Below are 14,891 nucleotides of genomic sequence, written 5' to 3' on the forward strand. Positions count from 1 at the left end.
GCGCCGAGCGAGACCTTATGAGCCAGGTCACGAGCGATCGCGCCGCGGGGGCGGTCCACGACGGGCGCCGCCGAGGCAGGCGCGGCGGCGCTGAGCCCGGGGGAGCCAACGATCCCTCGGCCCCCCCCGCCTCGCCTCCGCGGGGCCGCGCCGGCGAGCGGCGGCGCGGCGCGGATCCGCTCGCCGCGGTGCTCGCGCTCGGCGACCGGGCCTCGCGCATGGGCGCCTTCCTCGGGGTCACGCTGGCGGTCACGAGCCACGGCGCGGCCTCGGCTCGGGCCATCGTCTCGGGGTCGCTGCGCGACATGCGGCACGTGGTCGAGGAGATGCGCGTCGGCATCCACGACTACCTCTGGGCGATCTACGAGGTCGACGTCCCGCCGCCGAAGGTCGAGCAGCCCAAGCCGCCGGAGCCCGAGCCGCCGCCGGCGCCCGAGCCCGAGCCCGTCCCGAAGGTCGCGCCACCTCCGCAGGCGAAGGCCCCGCCCAAGGACGACCCGTACGAGCCGCCCCCCGCCGCCGCTGCGGCCGCGAAGGTCCTGACGAAAGAGCCGGATCCGGACGAGGTCCTCGACATGACCGATCGCGGGATCGCGAGCGGCGACGGGCAGGGCGTCGGCTACGGCCAGGTGGCCGGCGCGGGCACGGCGAAGGCCCCCACGTTCAACCCGAGCGCGAAGGTCGGGGGCGTCGTCGGGGGCAAGGGCACGGGCGACCCGGTGCCGCCGCCGGTCCCCGCGGGGCCGGACCGCTCGGCCCCAGCCGGCCTGGTCGGCAGCAGCAACTGGGGCTGCGCTTTCCCGCCGGAGTCCGACGTCGACCAGATCGACCAGGCGAAGGTCGTCATCATGGTCACCGTACGCCCCGACGGCAGCCCGCTGTCGGTCAAGGTCGTCAGTGATCCCGGCCACGGTTTCGGCCGCGCCGCGCGCATGTGCGCGCTCAGCCGGCGCTACACGCCCCAGAAGGATCGCGCGGGCGCCCCGGTCACCGGCACGACGCCACCCATCACGGTGAACTTCACGCGTTAGCGTCCCGCCGCGAGCCCCCCTTTAAATTCGCTCCGCGCCCTTCGCCTCGGTTATCCTCGTCGGCGGCTTGTGATCGTCCCCGAACGGATCGAGCAGCTCTCCAAGGTCCCCCTCTTCAAGGGCCTCACGCCGGCCGCGCTGGAGCTCATCTCGCGCGTCGCCAGCGAAGAGACGCACGCCCTCGGCACCAAGATCTTCCAGCACGGGGATCCGGGCGACAAGCTCTACATCCTGCTCGAAGGCAAGGTCCGGATCAGCCGCGAGATCGCCGGGATCGGCGAGGAGGCGCTCGCGGTGCTCGGCCCGGGCGCCGTGTTCGGCGAGATGGCGCTGCTCGACGAGGCCCCCCGCTCCGCCGACGCGCGCGTCCACGAGCGCTGCCGTCTGCTCACCGTGTCGAAGGACGCGTTCGAGGACCTGCTCTTCCTGCACAAGGAGCTCGCGTACGAGGTCCTCTGGAACGTCGTCCGGATGCTCGTCCAGCGGCTCCGCGAGACGAACAACAAGCTCACGTTCCTCTCCGTCTCAGGCAAATTCGAGTAGAGTGCCGGCCTGATCGCACGGCGACCGTGGGAGCGCGCCGGCGCGGCGCGGCCTACCGCACGGGGGGCGGCGTTCGGCTCGATATCAACGTTCCTTGGAGGACTATGGCAGCCAGAGTGAAGCACGCAGCGCTCGCCCTCGCGCTCTTGATGAGCGCCTTCGCAGGAGCCTGCGGGTCCAGCACCCCGCCGCCCGAGACGGCGGCCGACAAGAACGACTTCGACGGCGAGTCGAGCCCGGATGAGGGCAAGGCGACCGCCGACGCGGAGGGCGCCAAGCCTGCGAAGCCGGAGAAGGCCGCCGAGGCGCACGAAGAGGAAGCGCACGAGACGCCCGCCAAGTCGACGCCGCTCCAGGCGACAAAGTTCGAGGCGGATCTGAAGAAGATCGGGATCAACCTCAAGAAGATCCCCGCGCTCGAGAAGCTCCCGGCGGCGCAGAAGAAGAAGGTGATGCCGCTGCTCCAGAAGGCGCTCGGCTACGACACCTGCGAGGGCTGCCACGCCGAGGGCGACTTCAAGAAAGAGACGCGGGACATGAAGGTCGCCCGCGAGATGTGGCGCAACTTCGTGGTCCCGCTCCGCAGCGAGAGCGGCGGCACCCTCTTCTGCGACAGCTGTCACGCCGGGAACGAGCACGTCCTGAACCGCAAGGACAAGAAGGCCCTGCAGGCGTTCATGGAGGAGGAGTACCAAAACAAGGTCGCCCGGGCGAACAAGGAGGACATGGAGTGCGGCACGTGCCACGGCGACGCCATGGAGACGAAGATCATCGAGAAACTCTGGAACATCCCGAAATGACGGGGGCCGCCTGGACACCGCCGCGCGAGGCGCTGGTCCAGCGGCGCACGACGGAATCCGGCGACGCCCCGTCGCCGTGCCCGTCGGATGTTCGTTAGCCGTCTTACCTTTCAGCAGCGGCGGCCTTGAGGCCTGCCGCGCTCCGATCTCGCACCTACGTCCACCTCCCGCCTGCGCCGCCGCTCGGCCGCCTCCTCATTGACGAGAGATCGCCATGACGGTGGGTCATGCACCGTTTTCGTACTAGATAGGCGGCATGTGCGGTGTGTTCGGAATCTTTGGCCACCCCGAGGCGGCCAACATGACGTACCTCGGGTTGCACGCGCTCCAGCATCGAGGGCAGGAATCTGCGGGGATCGTCAGCAGCGACGGGGAGCGCCTCTTCGGTCACCGCGCCATGGGGCGGGTGCAGTCGGGCTTCTCTCCGACGGATCTCGCGACGCTGCCCGGTGATCGCGCCATCGGTCACGTCCGCTACTCCACCGCGGGCGGCTCGCACCTGAAGAACGCGCAGCCGCTCGGCGTCGACTACGCGCGCGGCTCGCTGGCGGTCGCGCACAACGGCAACCTCACGAACCATGAGGCCCTGCGCGAGCGCCTCGAGGCCCGCGGCTCGATCTACCAGACCGCGAGCGACACCGAGTCGATCGTCCACCTCATCGCGATGAGCAGGAAGGAAGAGCTGCGCGAGCGCATCGCGGAGGCGCTCATGCAGGTGGAGGGCGCCTACTCGCTGCTCTTCTTGACCGAGCGCGAGATCATCGCCGTGCGCGATCCGCGCGCGATCCGGCCGCTCTGCCTCGGCGAGATGGTGAGCGGGAGCGGCGTGGCCCACGTGGTCGCGAGCGAGTCGACGGCGTTCGATCTCATCGGCGCGCGCAAGGTGCGCGACATCGCGCCGGGCGAGATGGTGATCATCAGCGCGGACGGGGTGCGCTCCGAGTTCCCCTTCGCGCAGGAGCAGCGCAAGCTCTGCATCTTCGAGCACGTGTACTTCGCCCGGCCCGACTCGACGATCCAGGGCGTGAGCGTCTACGAGGTCCGCAAGGCGTTCGGCCGGCGCCTCGCCGCCGAGCAGCCGGTGGAGCCCGGCGACGATCTCGTCGTGATCCCCGTGCCCGACTCGGGCGTGCCGGCGGCGATCGGCTTCGCCGACCGCGCGCGCGCCCCCTTCGAGATGGGGCTCATCCGCAGCCACTACGTCGGCCGCACGTTCATCGAGCCGCAGCAGTCGATCCGGCACTTCGGCGTCCGGCTCAAGCTCAACCCGAACCGAGCGGTGATCGAGGGCAAGCGGGTCGTCGTCATCGACGACTCGATCGTCCGCGGGACGACGAGCCGGAAGATCGTCAAGATGATCCGCGACGCCGGCGCGCGCGAGGTGCACGTCCGCATCTCGAGCCCGCCCACGCGCTGGCCCTGCTACTACGGGATCGACACGCCGACGCGGTCGGAGCTCATCGCGTCGAGCCACTCGGTGGACGAGATCTGCAGCTACCTGACGGCCGACAGCGTCGGGTACCTGTCGCTGGAGGGCCTGGTCGAGGGCGTGCGGTCCCTCGAGGCGCGCGCCGCGGACGCCGGCGCCGCGCGGCCGTCGCCGGACAGCTACTGCCACGCGTGCTTCTCCGGGAGCTACCCGATCCCCTTCACGCCGGCCCCGCCCAGCCGGCAGCTCCGGATGGTGAGCGGTTGACGCTGCCCCGCTCCGGCGCCGAGGGTCCGACGACGACCGAGGGCACCGCCGATCCCGCCGCCGCGGATCGCGCCGCCTCCGCGCCGCTCTTCGCCCGCGTCGCGGACGAGGTCTCGATCTACGAGGTGAGCCCTCGGGACGGGCTCCAGAACGAGGCGGCGATGATCTCGATCGACGGCAAGCGGCGGCTCATCGCGGCGCTCGTCGCCGCCGGGCTCCGCCGGATCGAGATCACGAGCTTCGTCTCGCCGAAGTGGGTCCCGCAGCTCGCCGACGCCGAGGAGCTCGCGCGGACGCTCCCGGCCGAGCGGGGCGTGACCTTCAGCGCCCTGTGCCCGAACGCGCGCGGCCTCGAGCGCGCGCTCGCGGTGGGCCTGCGCGAGATCGCCGTCTTCCTGAGCGCGAGCGAGGCGCACAACCGCGCCAACATCAACAAGTCCATCGACGACACGCTCTCGGTGTTCTCGGAGATCGTCCCTCCGGCGCGCGAGGCGGGCCTCGCCGTGCGCGCCTACGTCTCGACCGTGTGGGGCTGCCCGTACGAGGGCGACGTCGACCCTGCGCGGGTCGTGCGCATCGCGGAGCGGCTCATCGACCTCGGGTGTTACCAGGTCTCGCTCGGCGACACGATCGGCATCGGCACCCCGCGGCAGACGCACGACATCGTCCGCCGCTTCCTCGACGCGATGCCGCCCGAGCGGTTCGCGCTGCACCTGCACGACACGCGCGGCACGGCGCTCGCGAACATCCTGGTCGGCCTGGAGCTCGGGGTGCGGGACCTCGACGCGTCGGTGGCGGGCGTGGGCGGCTGCCCCTACGCGCCTGGCGCGGCGGGGAACATGGCGACGGAGGACCTCGTGTTCATGCTCCACGGGATGGGGGTCCGGACGGGCGTCGATCTCGACAAGCTCATCGAGGCGGGGAACGTCGCCGAGCAGGTCATCGGCCGCCCGCTCCCGGGCAAGGTCCACCGCGCCGGCCCCTTCCGGCTGCGCCGCCAGCCGACCCGGGACTGAGCGCAGCGCCCGGCCGAGATCGACCGGCGCGGCGTCGACCGCGTCGGCCGATGCGCCGCGCTCGTCCGCGAGGCCTCCGTCAATCGCCCGCGATGCACCCGAGCCGGGTGAAGAAGACGTGGTGCTCGCCGCCCTCGCGATCGTCGCGGAAGAGGATGCCCACGTCGCCCTCCGGCCCGAACGTCGCGACGGGGTTCACGCTGTCGCGGGGCGCGAAGGTGAGCCGCTGCTCGGCGCTGATCGGCGCGAGCTCCGCGTTCACCGTGACCGCGTAGAGCTCGTAGCCGTCGTTCTGATCGCGGTCGTCCGAGTAGACCGCGAGCAGCCGATCGCCGAGCGGGCGCAGGAACGGGTACCTCGAGCGGAAGGGGCCAGGGTTCGAGATGGCCCGGGGCGGCGTGAGGAGCTGGCCGTCCTCCGAGACCGCCGCCGCATAGATGGCCTTGGGGCTCGCCGACTTGTCGAACCACGCGATGACGTAGCGATCGCGGTTCCAGACCACGGTCGGGTAGACCGCGTCCGTGTCGCCGCTCGTCAGCGTGACGACGTCCGAGAGCGGGTCGAGCTCGGCGGTGAACGTCTGGAACTGGATGAAGTGCGTGACCGCATCGCCCGTGGACCACGCGACGCCGATGCCGCCCTGACCGGCCGCCGCGGAGGGCGCCTCGTTGCCGAGGCCGTTCGTCGACTCGGTGAGCTGGACGTTGTCGCCGATGAGGTTGCCGTCGATGTCGATGCGCTGCGCGAACAGATCGAAGAGGCCGTTGCGCTCGTCCTGCCAGACGGGGATGAACTCGGCGTCGTTCCACGTGAGCGTCACGTTGACGGAGAAGCCGGGCGCCTTCGAGAGCCGCCGATCACCGCCCTCCACCTTCTTGCCCTCCTCGTCGAGCAGGGAGAAGTACACCTCGTAGTCGCCGTCGCGCCGGTCCTGCCAGGCGGCGCCGTACCGATCGCCGACCCACACGATCGGCCCGCCGGAGGCGTCGCCGTTCTTCGGCGTGATGACCTCCTCGCCCGGCGCGAGCGGCTCGCCGTCGACGCTGATCATCGAGCGGTACACGTTGAAGCCCTGCGCGGTCCCGGTGTAGAGCGACGCGTACGAGGTCCCGCTCCAGGCGAGGCCGCTGGAGCTGGCCGGCGCGATGTCGCCCGAGATGCGGGTCGCGTCGGTGTCGAGCGGCACGAAGCGCGCCCCGTTGTCGATCGTGCCATCGCAGTCGTTGTCGACGCCGTCGCAGATCTCGATCCCCCCGGGGAAGGCCGCGGCGCTCGCGTCGTCGCAGTCGTCGCCGCACGCGAGCGGCTCGCCCGGGATCGTGCCGGGCAGCGCCGCGCGGAAGCCGTCGCCGTCGAGATCGAGCGTCGAGGGCCCGTAGGTGCACGCCCCGGTCGCGCGCTCGCACGTGTCCTTGGTGCACGGGTCGCCGTCGTCGCAATCGACCGGCTCCAGCGCGACGCACTCCCCGCCGCGCCGAGGGGCCGCGCCCGCCGCGCCCTCGGGCGATGGCGGCGCGCCGCCATCGGGCTGCCCGGACTCGAAGAGCTGGCAGATCACGGGCTTGCAGAGATCCCTGGCGCCGGGGCAGTCGGCGTCCACCTCGCACTCCGGCGCGGGCGGCGGGATGTTCAGCCCGGTCCGCGCCCCGCATCCTCCGGAGAGCGCGCCGCCGCCAAGGACCGTCCCGAGCAGGATCGCCGCCAGCGCCGTCTTGCGGCGCGCGCGCCGATCCAGGGCGTACGTCGTCACAAGCATCCGCCCATCCCCGCGACGTCGATCGGCTCGCACACGAACCCCGGAGCGCAGTCGTCGTCGCCGCTCAGCGCGCAGAGCTCGACGCACTGGGTGCCCGAGCCGGTCACCACGCACGCGAACCCGGCGCCGCACTGGCTGCCGCCGCTGCACGGATCGCCCTGTCGGCCAGGACCGGCCGGCGCGCAGAACGCGCCGTAGATCTCCTGCCCGCACGGCTCGTCCGGATACTGCACGAAGATGAAGCACCCCTCTCCGGGGGCGCAAAAGCCGCTCGCCTGATCGTACGGATCGCAGGCGAAATCGGTGACCGGCGGCCCGGTGTCAGGACAGCCGGGGTCTTCGTACTCTTCGAGCGGGTCCCTCCCCGGGTCCGAGCCGCCACCCCCGCCGCTCTGGACGGGCGGAGCGCCGGCCTCGCCGCCCCCGCCGCCCGCGGACGGTTCGTCCACGATGACTGTCTGGCCGCAACCGACAGCGAGCCCGAGCCCAGGGAGCAGTACGCAAAGGAGTGAGAGGAGGAGCGAGGAGCACCGTCGCATGACGCCATGCTATCGATTCCTCGCGCGCCCGCCACGCATTTGGCAGCGATGGCAATGTCCTGACGCCACGACGAGCGGTGGATCGTTTCCCCCAGGCTGCAATCCCACTTGCCTGTTGGCCGGCGCTCTGATGTATCTCTCAACAATGCACACGCGCAACCTGCTCAGCATCGCACTCCTCGCAGCTCCCCCTCTGACGCTCGCCCCCCTCATGGCGTGCGGCGGTGACGACGCGACGGGAGGAGGTGGAGCGAGCTCTTCCACCACCACCTCGAGCAGCTCCGGCGAAGGTGGTGGCGGCGGCGAAGGCGGCGAAGGCGGCGCGGGCGGCGGCGAAGGCGGCGCGGGCGGCGGCGAAGGCGGCGCGGGCGGCGGCGATGTCCCCGGTGAGCCCGCCGGCCACCTGCTGATCTCGGAGGTCGCCGTGCGGCCTGGAGCGGGCGAGTTCATCGAGATCTGGAACCCGACCGAGGCCGCGATCGACCTCACCAACTACTACCTTTCGGACAACAGCGTTTATTATGCCATCACCGCGGGCAGCGCCTGGGCGCCGACCGGCAGCGAAGGGACGGACTTCCTCGTCCAGTTCCCTCCCGGGACCATGATTGAGGCGGGCGCGCGCCTCGTGCTGGCGAGCGATGACGGCTTCGAGCTCGAGTACCAGAAGTGCGCCGACTTCGCCCTGGACGCGACGCCCATCCCCTGCGGAGGGGAGGACGTGCCGCCCATGATCGCGCCCACGAACGGCGCCCTCGGGGCGCAGGCCGGCGCGCTGCTCACCGACGGAGAAGAGATGGTGATCCTCTTCGAGTGGGACGGCACGGTGGGCAGCCCGCTCAAGGACGTCGATTACATCATCTGGGGCCAGGAACTCGGAGCTTCGGCGATGGCGTACAAGACGGGCAAGAAGGGCTATGCCGATGACACCTCGCGCGCCAGCCAGCGGCCGACCGAGGCCGCCGGCAGCGGATCGAGCATGGTCCGCTGTAGCGATCTGGAGTTCGGCGAGCTCTTGACCGAAGGCAACGGCATCAGCGGGCATGACGAGACGAGCGAGTGGCTCGACGTCAGCTTCACCGTGGCGTCCACGCCGACGCCCGGCGAGGAGAACGACTGCCCGTAGCCGCGCCGCGCCGAGCTCGGCGGCTCGCCGCCTCGCGGCGGGAGCCGGGGCTCGGCGCAGAGCGCCCCCGCACGATCACTGCCGGGTGATCGTCACCTTCTTGATGACCGGCGGGGTGACCGGGCGTTCGCCCTTGACCTCGACGCTGGCCAGCTTGTGTACGAGCTCCTCGGGCCCGCACTCACCGAAGATGGTGTAGCCGTTGTCGAGGTGGTACGCCGCCGCGTCGGTGATGAAGAATTGCGCGGAGTTCGTGTTCTTGCCGCGGTTCGCCATGCACAGGAGGCCTGCGCGATCGTGGCTGCCGTCCTCCCAGACCTCGTCGGGGATGACGTAACCGGCCTCGCCGGTGCCGTTCTTCTTCGCGTCGCCGCCCTGGATCATGAATCCCTTGATGATGCGGTGGAAGATCGTCCCGTCGTAGGCGGGCTTCTTCTCCCACGTCCCCTCCGGCGTCTTCCAGGGCCTGATCCCTCGCGCCAGACCGACGAAGTTGGCGACCGTGATCGGCGCCTTGTCGTCCAGCAGCTTGCAGGACAGCGTGCCGAGATCGGTCTCGATCGACGCGGTCAGCGCCTTGCCCGGCGGGAGCCCCTTGGTGGCGTCCTCGAGCGTCCACTTGCCCTTGACCGGGTCGTCTTCGCTGGCCTTGACCTCGGCGACCGGCTTCGCGGTGACCTTGCGCCTCTGCGGCTGAGGGCGCTCCTTCTCTGCCGTCTCCGCCTTGCCTCCGGCCTGCCCCGTCGACGCAGGCGTGGTCTTCGGCTTCGGCGCTTCTTCGGCCGTGGGCTCCGGGGTCTTCGAACATCCCGCGAGGACCGAGAGCACGGCGGCGGTGGCGACGGACTGGATGGCGAGGGTTCGAGCGTTCATCGTGCGACGGTTTCGCGCGTCGCGGTCCAGCGGTCAAGGACGAGCGTCGCTGTGGTAGGAAGCGGCATGAGCTCGCGTTGCGCCCTCGCGACCCGTCCGTTCACGTCCGCCACGTCCGCCACGTCCGCCACGTCCGCCTCCCTCGCCATCCCCGCCTCGCTCGCCCCGCTCGCTCCCGCCCTGGGCGCGCTCCTGCTCGGGATCGCCCTGGGCGCGTGTGAGCGCCGCGTCGATGAGCCGCTCCCGCTCACGCCGAGCACCGACGTGGGCCAGAGCGCGCCGCCCCCCGCGACCGGGACGCCGCCCCCCTCGACCAGGACGCCAGACGCCGGCCGCTGCATCCAGGCGACGCCGACGACGCCGGAGCGACCGTCCCCGAAGCTCACCGGCCCGGATCCGGCGTGCCCCGAGGACCCGACCGGCCCGTTCCAGCTCGCGTCGGGCAAGGTGATCTTCCTCGAGGCCAAGGCCCCCGACGTCACGGTCGAGATCGCCAGGAGGGAGCAAGAGCGCTCCCGCGGCCTCATGTACAGGACGAGCATGGCGGAGAACCGCGGGATGATCTTCGTCTTCCAGGAGCGGATCAATCACTCGTTCTGGATGCACAACACGTGCATCCCGCTCGACATGCTGTTCATCGACAGCGACGGGACGATCGTCGGTATCGAGGAGAACACACCGACGCTCAATGACTCGACCTTCGACGTCGGCTGTCCGTCGACGTACGTCCTCGAGCTGAACGCCGGCTGGGCGCGGCGCCACGGCGTCGTCGCGGGCCAGAAGGTGCGGCTCGAGGGGATCTGACGCGAGCGCACGGCCAGGCGACGGCCCCGCGGCCGGAGCGCCGATCTAAATCCCCGAAAAGAGGCCGAGCTGTCGCGGGGGAGCCGGCTGGCCGAGCGAGGAGCGCGGCGCGCCGGGCGGGGGGGCCGGGGGCGCCGCCGCCGCGTCGAGCACGAGCGGCCCCCGAGGCGGCGCGGCGACGAGGCGCGTGCGCCGGCCGAGGAGCACGTCGCGGGCGGCGTCGAGCGCGAGCTCCGGGCGGTTGTTGACCTCGGAGAGGTGCATCAGCGCGACCGTGTGCGTGCCGCCGGGCAGCGCCGCGAGCAGCTCGCACGCCTGCGCGTTCGACAGGTGGCCCCGCGCCGAGCGGATCCTGCGCTTGAGGTGCTGCGGGTACGGCCCGGCCTCGAGCAGGCCCGCGTCGTAGTTCGACTCGAGCATCAGCACATCGCAGCCGGCGACGTGCTCCAGGAGCCCGGGCGGGACCTCCCCGAGATCCGTCACGAGCGCGGCCCGACGCGCGCCGTCGTCGACGACGAGCGCGACCTGCGCCGCGTCGTGCGGCAGCGGCCTCGGCGAGAAGGTGAGCGCGCCGATCGCGAACGGCTCGCGCGACGAGAAGGGCCGGACGCGCGCCGGATCACCGAGCTCGGCGGCGCGCACGGTCGCCTCCGAGGCGTAGATCGGGATCTTGTGCTTCTTGTTGTACCGGGCGGCCACGCCGACGTGATCCGCGTGCGCGTGCGTGATGACGATCGCATCGGGCAGCAATCTGACGTTCGCGCCGTCCGCGCCGTCCGCGCCATCCGCGGCCGCCGCCGAGAGGCAGTGATCGAGCACCCGCGGCCCGACGCCCGCGTCCACGAGGACCCGCGTGCCGCGGGAAGCGAACAGCGTGGCGTTGCCTCCGCTCCCGCTCGCGATGATGGTGATCTTCATAACGGGGCTCCGGGGACCGGAAACCAGGCGGCTCTGGGACCCGTAGCGCAGGCGAGGGCTCGGCTGCAAGCGCGCCGAGCGGCGCGAAGCGCTCGCGACGGCGCTCGAACGACGCTACAGGGGATTCCACTTCGTGGCGCCCTCCCCCCGCCCTGCCTCTGCCCCCTCCCCCGACGCCGACGCGGAGGTGCCGCTCGCCGCCCCGCGCGCCCCTGGCGAGAGCGGCGGCGCCCTCCGCGCCCCTGGCGAGAGCGGCGGTGCCCCCCCAGCCCCTGGCGAGAGCGGCGGCGCCCTCCGCGCCGCGCGCGGCAAGCGCCGCCGCCGCCGCGCCGTGATCGCGGCGCTCGTGGTCGTCGCCGTCGTCGCGGCCGCCGTCGCCGCGCTCCTCGTGCTCGGTCCGCCCGCGATCCGCCGGCGCATCATCGCCGAGGCCCGCGCGCGCGGCGTCGCGCTGGATCCTGGCGCGGTCGACGTGAGCCTCGGCTCGGTCCGCCTGCGCGACGGCCGCTTCTCCCTCCTCGGGGTGCGCGGGCTCTCGGGCACGGTCGCGCGCGCCACCATCGAGCTGCGCGGGCTCTCGCCCGCGCGGATCGCGACGGAAGGCGTCGAGCTCACCCTCGTCGGGATGGACGCCCTGGAGGACTTGCCCGCGTGGGCCGCGCAGTACGGCCCGCGCGCGGCGGCGCTGCCGCTCACCACCGGCCGCATCCGCCTGGGTCTGCGGGATCGCGACGGCGGCCCGGAGGTGCTCGCGCTGGCCGACGGCTCCCTCGAGCGGCGCGCGGCCGGCTCGGAGGGGGCCGCCGCCCCGCCCGGCGCGCCGCGACCGGAGGTCGGTGTCTTGAAGCAGGCGCGCGTGCTCGTCGCCGGCAGAGAGATCGCGCGCACCGATGTCGCCTGGTCGATGGGCGCGGCGTCCGTCTCCCTGGGCTTCGGCGCCGAGGACGTCCTCTCCGCGCCGCTCAGGGCCGAGCTCCGGCCGCGACCCGCGCCGAGCGCCTCGATCGAGCTCGCGCCGACGCCGCTCTCCGCCGTGGGTGCGCTCCTCGGCGTCGACGTCGGCGCCTCGACGATGGTCGTCGCCGGAACGCTCGAGCTGCGGCTCGCGGACGGGGCGGACCGGACCGCCCTGTCCGAGGCCCCGTTCGAAGGTCCGATCGCGCTCACGGTGAAGGGCTTCACCCTGCCCCACCCCAAGGAGCTCGACGGGCTCCTCTTCGGCAGCACCACCACCATCAAGGCCGACGCGCGCATCCCGGCGGACCGCCAGCGGGTCGCGCTCAGCGGCGTGGAGGTCGCCGCCGGCGCGCTGAAGCTCAAAGGAACGGGAGCGATCGAGCGCAACGGCGCGGACGCCGCGATCGCGATGGATCTATCTGGATCCATCCCCTGCTCGCTCCTGGCCGGCTCTGCCGCCATGTCGCACCTGACCGGCCCCGTGGGGCTGCTCGCGCGCGACCTGGTGAGCCGCGCGCTCGCGGGCTCGGTGGCGGTCCAGGTCCACGTCGACGCGCGCGCGAGCCGGCTGACCGCCGCGCGCGTGACCCCGAGCGCGATCCTCCGCTGCAAGCTCCGCCTCTAGCATGGTGCTGCCCCCTGCGGGTGGACTCCGTCCGAGCACCGAGAGGGTCGATGAGGGAGGAAGGCGGCGGACGAAGGTCGGTGTCGAGGACGATCCGATGCGATGAACCACACCGCGGAGCAGGGGGAGCGCGGCGCGCGCGCTCGACGCGCGGCCGCCGCTCTGGCACCTTGAGCGATGAGGAGCCCGCAATGCGCCCTGGAGCTCTCGCGCTCGCCGCTCGGATCACCTCGCCGCTCGGGCTCGTGGCGCTGCTCAGCGCGGCATGCAACGGCGGCCTCGGCTCCGGCATGGACGATTCCTCGGGCGGCGGAGGGGCCGCAGCGGCGCCGTCGCCCTCGTCGGCCCCCGTGACGACGACTGGCAGCGGTAGCGCAGGGGAAGGTGGGAGTCCCGGAGGAGGCGGCGCCGGAGAAAACGACGCTGGAGAAAACGGCGCCGGGGGCAGCGGCGGGACCGACGAGCAGGACTTCCCCCTCGACACGGCGCCCTGCCCGCTCGACATGGCAGAGGTCGAGGGATACTGCATCGATCGCTTCGAGGCGCCGAACGTGGAAGGAGCCCTGCCGCTCGTGATGGAGAGCGCCATCTCGGCGCGCGCCTGGTGCGAGGAGCGCGGAAAGCGCCTCTGCACCGAGGACGAGTGGGACACGGCGTGCCAGGGCTCCGAGGCGTTCGTCTATCCGTACGGGAACACCCACGAAGCGGAGCGCTGCAACGACAACAAGACGTGGAGAGCGCCCGACGAGGGCGCGCTCAACACCTGGCCTTCCGACGAGGCGCTGGCCGAGGTTCGGGCGCTGTACCAGGGCGAGCCGAGCGGCTCGCGGCGGGGCTGCGCCAGCGCGTTCGGCGTCCACGACATGACAGGGAACGTCGAGGAGTGGGTGGTGCGCACCCAATACCACGTCAACGAGAATCCCCACGTCCTCAAGGGCTGTTACTGGTCCGGCTGCTTCGGCGGCGCGAAGCCGCGGTGCGGCTCCACGAACCCGGCGCACGGGGACGGGTTCCGCTACTACGAGACCGGCTTCCGGTGCTGCCGCGACGTCGAGTGAGCGACCCGGCGGCGACGCTGCGGTCCACGCGAGAGCAGCTCGAGGGCGCGGCGCCCGGGGGCGCTCGGCGCGAGCGGAGGCGGCGCGCCGCCGGTCGCGGGCGCGATCGCGGCCCCGCGCCGGCGCCTCGCGACAGGCGCCCTGAACGAACCGCTTCCCCTCGGTTGCGCTGCACGCTAGGGCACCGTGAACGGTGCTGACCCTACCGAGAGAGCCTCGCCCCAGCCTCGACCTCGTGAAGGACGCGATCGCGGCGTTCGCCCTCAAGGGCCGCGGGCGCGCCCGCCCGGACGATCTCGACGCGCGCGACCCCGCGTTCATCGCCCGGGTGCTCCCGCTGCTCGGCTTCCTCTACGACGAGTACTTCCGCTGCGAGACCGAGCTCGAAGAGCAGCTGCCCGACGGCCCCTTCCTCGCCGTGAGCAATCACAACGCGATGACGGGAATGCCCGATATGTACTGCCACATGACGGCGTTCTGGCGCCTTTATGGGCCCTCTCGCCTGTCCTACGGGCTGATGCACGATCTCCCGTTCAACGTCCCGAAGGCCGGCGTCTGGCTCAACGCCTGCGGCGCCATCGCCGCGAGCCCGGAGAACGCGCGGCGAGCGCTCGCCCGCGGCGCGGCGGTGCTTGTGTTCCCCGGCGGCGATCTCGACGCGTGCAAGCCCACCTCGGCGCAGTACACGATCCGCTTCGGCAAGCGCCGCGGCTTCGTCCGGCTCGCCATCCGCGAGGGCGTGCCGATCGTGCCGATCGTGAGCGTGGGCGCGCACCAATCGCTCTACATCGCCACGGACGGGAGCAGGCTGGCCAGGTGGCTCCGCCTCCCCGAGCTCGCGCGCTCGAACGTCGCGCCGCTCGGCCTCGCCTTGCCGTGGGGGCTCATCGCCGGCGTCCCGATCCCCCATGTGCCCCTGCCGGTGAAGATCCACACACGGGTGCTCCGCCCGCTGCACCTCGGGCTCCCGAGGGAGGCCGCGAGCGATCCGGACGAGGTCGAGCGCGCATTCGCGCGGATCGTCGCGCGCATGGAGGCAGGGCTGGACGAGCTCCGGGCGGCGGGCAGGCACGGTCTATTTCCGCGCGGTTGACGGGCGGACCGCTGGAGAATGGCGGCGCTGTGGCGTCCCGAGAGCGCCCGTGGCCCGAG

The 14,891-nt window shown here is 72.1% G+C and carries 14 protein-coding genes; 10 read left to right on the forward strand and 4 right to left on the reverse strand.

What is annotated here, in order from left to right:
* Nucleotides 1-17: 17 nt before the first annotated feature.
* The 5 genes from WME90_RS22235 (at nt 18) to WME90_RS22255 (ending at nt 5,086) form a co-directional block, all read left to right on the forward strand.
* On the forward strand, nt 18-1,031 hold the full coding sequence (locus WME90_RS22235) for an energy transducer TonB (RefSeq protein WP_437283178.1): 1,014 nt from the start codon (nt 18-20) through the stop codon (nt 1,029-1,031).
* A 69-nt stretch (nt 1,032-1,100) separates the two neighbouring features.
* Nucleotides 1,101-1,574, forward strand: a complete 474-nt coding sequence (locus tag WME90_RS22240) for a cyclic nucleotide-binding domain-containing protein (protein WP_012236950.1) — start codon at nt 1,101-1,103, stop codon at nt 1,572-1,574.
* Nucleotides 1,575-1,678: 104 nt separating this feature from the next.
* Nucleotides 1,679-2,374: a hypothetical protein gene (locus tag WME90_RS22245; RefSeq protein ID WP_437283179.1), complete on the forward strand. Its 696-nt coding sequence runs from the start codon at nt 1,679-1,681 to the stop codon at nt 2,372-2,374.
* 256 nt (nt 2,375-2,630) lie between these two features.
* On the forward strand, nt 2,631-4,070 hold the full coding sequence (gene purF, locus WME90_RS22250) for an amidophosphoribosyltransferase (protein ID WP_437283180.1): 1,440 nt from the start codon (nt 2,631-2,633) through the stop codon (nt 4,068-4,070).
* Nucleotides 4,067-5,086: a hydroxymethylglutaryl-CoA lyase gene (locus WME90_RS22255; protein WP_437283181.1), complete on the forward strand. Its 1,020-nt coding sequence runs from the start codon at nt 4,067-4,069 to the stop codon at nt 5,084-5,086. The genes purF and WME90_RS22255 overlap by 4 nt, the downstream gene beginning before the upstream one ends.
* A 79-nt stretch (nt 5,087-5,165) precedes the next feature.
* On the opposite strand, the gene WME90_RS22260 is transcribed toward WME90_RS22255, so the two are convergent.
* Nucleotides 5,166-6,842, reverse strand: a complete 1,677-nt coding sequence (locus WME90_RS22260; protein WP_437283182.1) for a putative metal-binding motif-containing protein — start codon at nt 6,840-6,842, stop codon at nt 5,166-5,168.
* On the reverse strand, nt 6,833-7,291 hold the full coding sequence (locus tag WME90_RS22265; RefSeq protein WP_437283183.1) for a hypothetical protein: 459 nt from the start codon (nt 7,289-7,291) through the stop codon (nt 6,833-6,835). Before WME90_RS22265 ends, WME90_RS22260 begins: the two co-directional genes overlap by 10 nt.
* Nucleotides 7,292-7,526: 235 nt before the next feature.
* Between WME90_RS22265 and WME90_RS22270 the strand changes: the two genes are divergently transcribed.
* Nucleotides 7,527-8,504, forward strand: coding sequence for a lamin tail domain-containing protein (locus tag WME90_RS22270; RefSeq protein WP_437283184.1), 978 nt, complete (start codon nt 7,527-7,529; stop codon nt 8,502-8,504).
* 75 nt (nt 8,505-8,579) lie between these two features.
* Here WME90_RS22270 and WME90_RS22275 read toward each other — a convergent pair whose 3' ends face one another.
* Nucleotides 8,580-9,377, reverse strand: a complete 798-nt coding sequence (locus WME90_RS22275; RefSeq protein ID WP_437283185.1) for a peptidylprolyl isomerase — start codon at nt 9,375-9,377, stop codon at nt 8,580-8,582.
* 66 nt (nt 9,378-9,443) lie between these two features.
* On the opposite strand from WME90_RS22275, the gene WME90_RS22280 reads away from it, so the two are divergent.
* Entirely contained in the window at nt 9,444-10,181 is a 738-nt protein-coding gene (locus WME90_RS22280; RefSeq protein ID WP_437283186.1) for a DUF192 domain-containing protein, read from the forward strand.
* Nucleotides 10,182-10,226: 45 nt separating this feature from the next.
* Here the strand turns inward: WME90_RS22280 and WME90_RS22285 are convergent, their stop codons facing one another.
* Nucleotides 10,227-11,099 carry an MBL fold metallo-hydrolase gene (locus tag WME90_RS22285; protein ID WP_437283187.1) on the reverse strand — a complete coding sequence of 291 codons (873 nt, stop codon included), beginning with the start codon at nt 11,097-11,099 and terminating at the stop codon, nt 10,227-10,229.
* A 133-nt stretch (nt 11,100-11,232) separates the two neighbouring features.
* Between WME90_RS22285 and WME90_RS22290 the strand changes: the two genes are divergently transcribed.
* From WME90_RS22290 to WME90_RS22300, 3 genes are all read left to right on the forward strand, one after another.
* A complete protein-coding gene (locus WME90_RS22290; protein ID WP_437283188.1) occupies nt 11,233-12,681 on the forward strand; it encodes a hypothetical protein in 1,449 nt (482 codons plus the stop codon).
* Between the two features lie 191 nt (nt 12,682-12,872).
* Complete coding sequence (locus WME90_RS22295) at nt 12,873-13,739, forward strand: formylglycine-generating enzyme family protein (RefSeq protein ID WP_437283189.1); 867 nt, start codon at nt 12,873-12,875, stop codon at nt 13,737-13,739.
* A gap of 235 nt (nt 13,740-13,974) precedes the next feature.
* On the forward strand, nt 13,975-14,832 hold the full coding sequence (locus WME90_RS22300) for a 1-acyl-sn-glycerol-3-phosphate acyltransferase (RefSeq protein WP_437283190.1): 858 nt from the start codon (nt 13,975-13,977) through the stop codon (nt 14,830-14,832).
* The last annotated feature ends 59 nt before the right edge of the window (nt 14,833-14,891 follow it).

This window comes from Sorangium sp. So ce375, from assembly GCF_051473855.1.
In the GTDB taxonomy this organism is placed as follows: domain Bacteria; phylum Myxococcota_A; class Polyangia; order Polyangiales; family Polyangiaceae; genus Sorangium.

Coding starts and splice junctions, on each gene's coding strand:
- WME90_RS22235 (WP_437283178.1), top strand. CDS start 18: ATGAGCCAGGTCACGAGCGATCGCGCCGCGGGGGCGGTCCACGACGGG.
- WME90_RS22245 (WP_437283179.1), top strand. CDS start 1,679: ATGGCAGCCAGAGTGAAGCACGCAGCGCTCGCCCTCGCGCTCTTGATG.
- purF (WP_437283180.1), top strand. CDS start 2,631: ATGTGCGGTGTGTTCGGAATCTTTGGCCACCCCGAGGCGGCCAACATG.
- WME90_RS22260 (WP_437283182.1), bottom strand. CDS start 6,842: ATGCTTGTGACGACGTACGCCCTGGATCGGCGCGCGCGCCGCAAGACG.
- WME90_RS22270 (WP_437283184.1), top strand. CDS start 7,527: ATGCACACGCGCAACCTGCTCAGCATCGCACTCCTCGCAGCTCCCCCT.
- WME90_RS22275 (WP_437283185.1), bottom strand. CDS start 9,377: ATGAACGCTCGAACCCTCGCCATCCAGTCCGTCGCCACCGCCGCCGTG.
- WME90_RS22280 (WP_437283186.1), top strand. CDS start 9,444: ATGAGCTCGCGTTGCGCCCTCGCGACCCGTCCGTTCACGTCCGCCACG.
- WME90_RS22285 (WP_437283187.1), bottom strand. CDS start 11,099: ATGAAGATCACCATCATCGCGAGCGGGAGCGGAGGCAACGCCACGCTG.
- WME90_RS22295 (WP_437283189.1), top strand. CDS start 12,873: ATGCGCCCTGGAGCTCTCGCGCTCGCCGCTCGGATCACCTCGCCGCTC.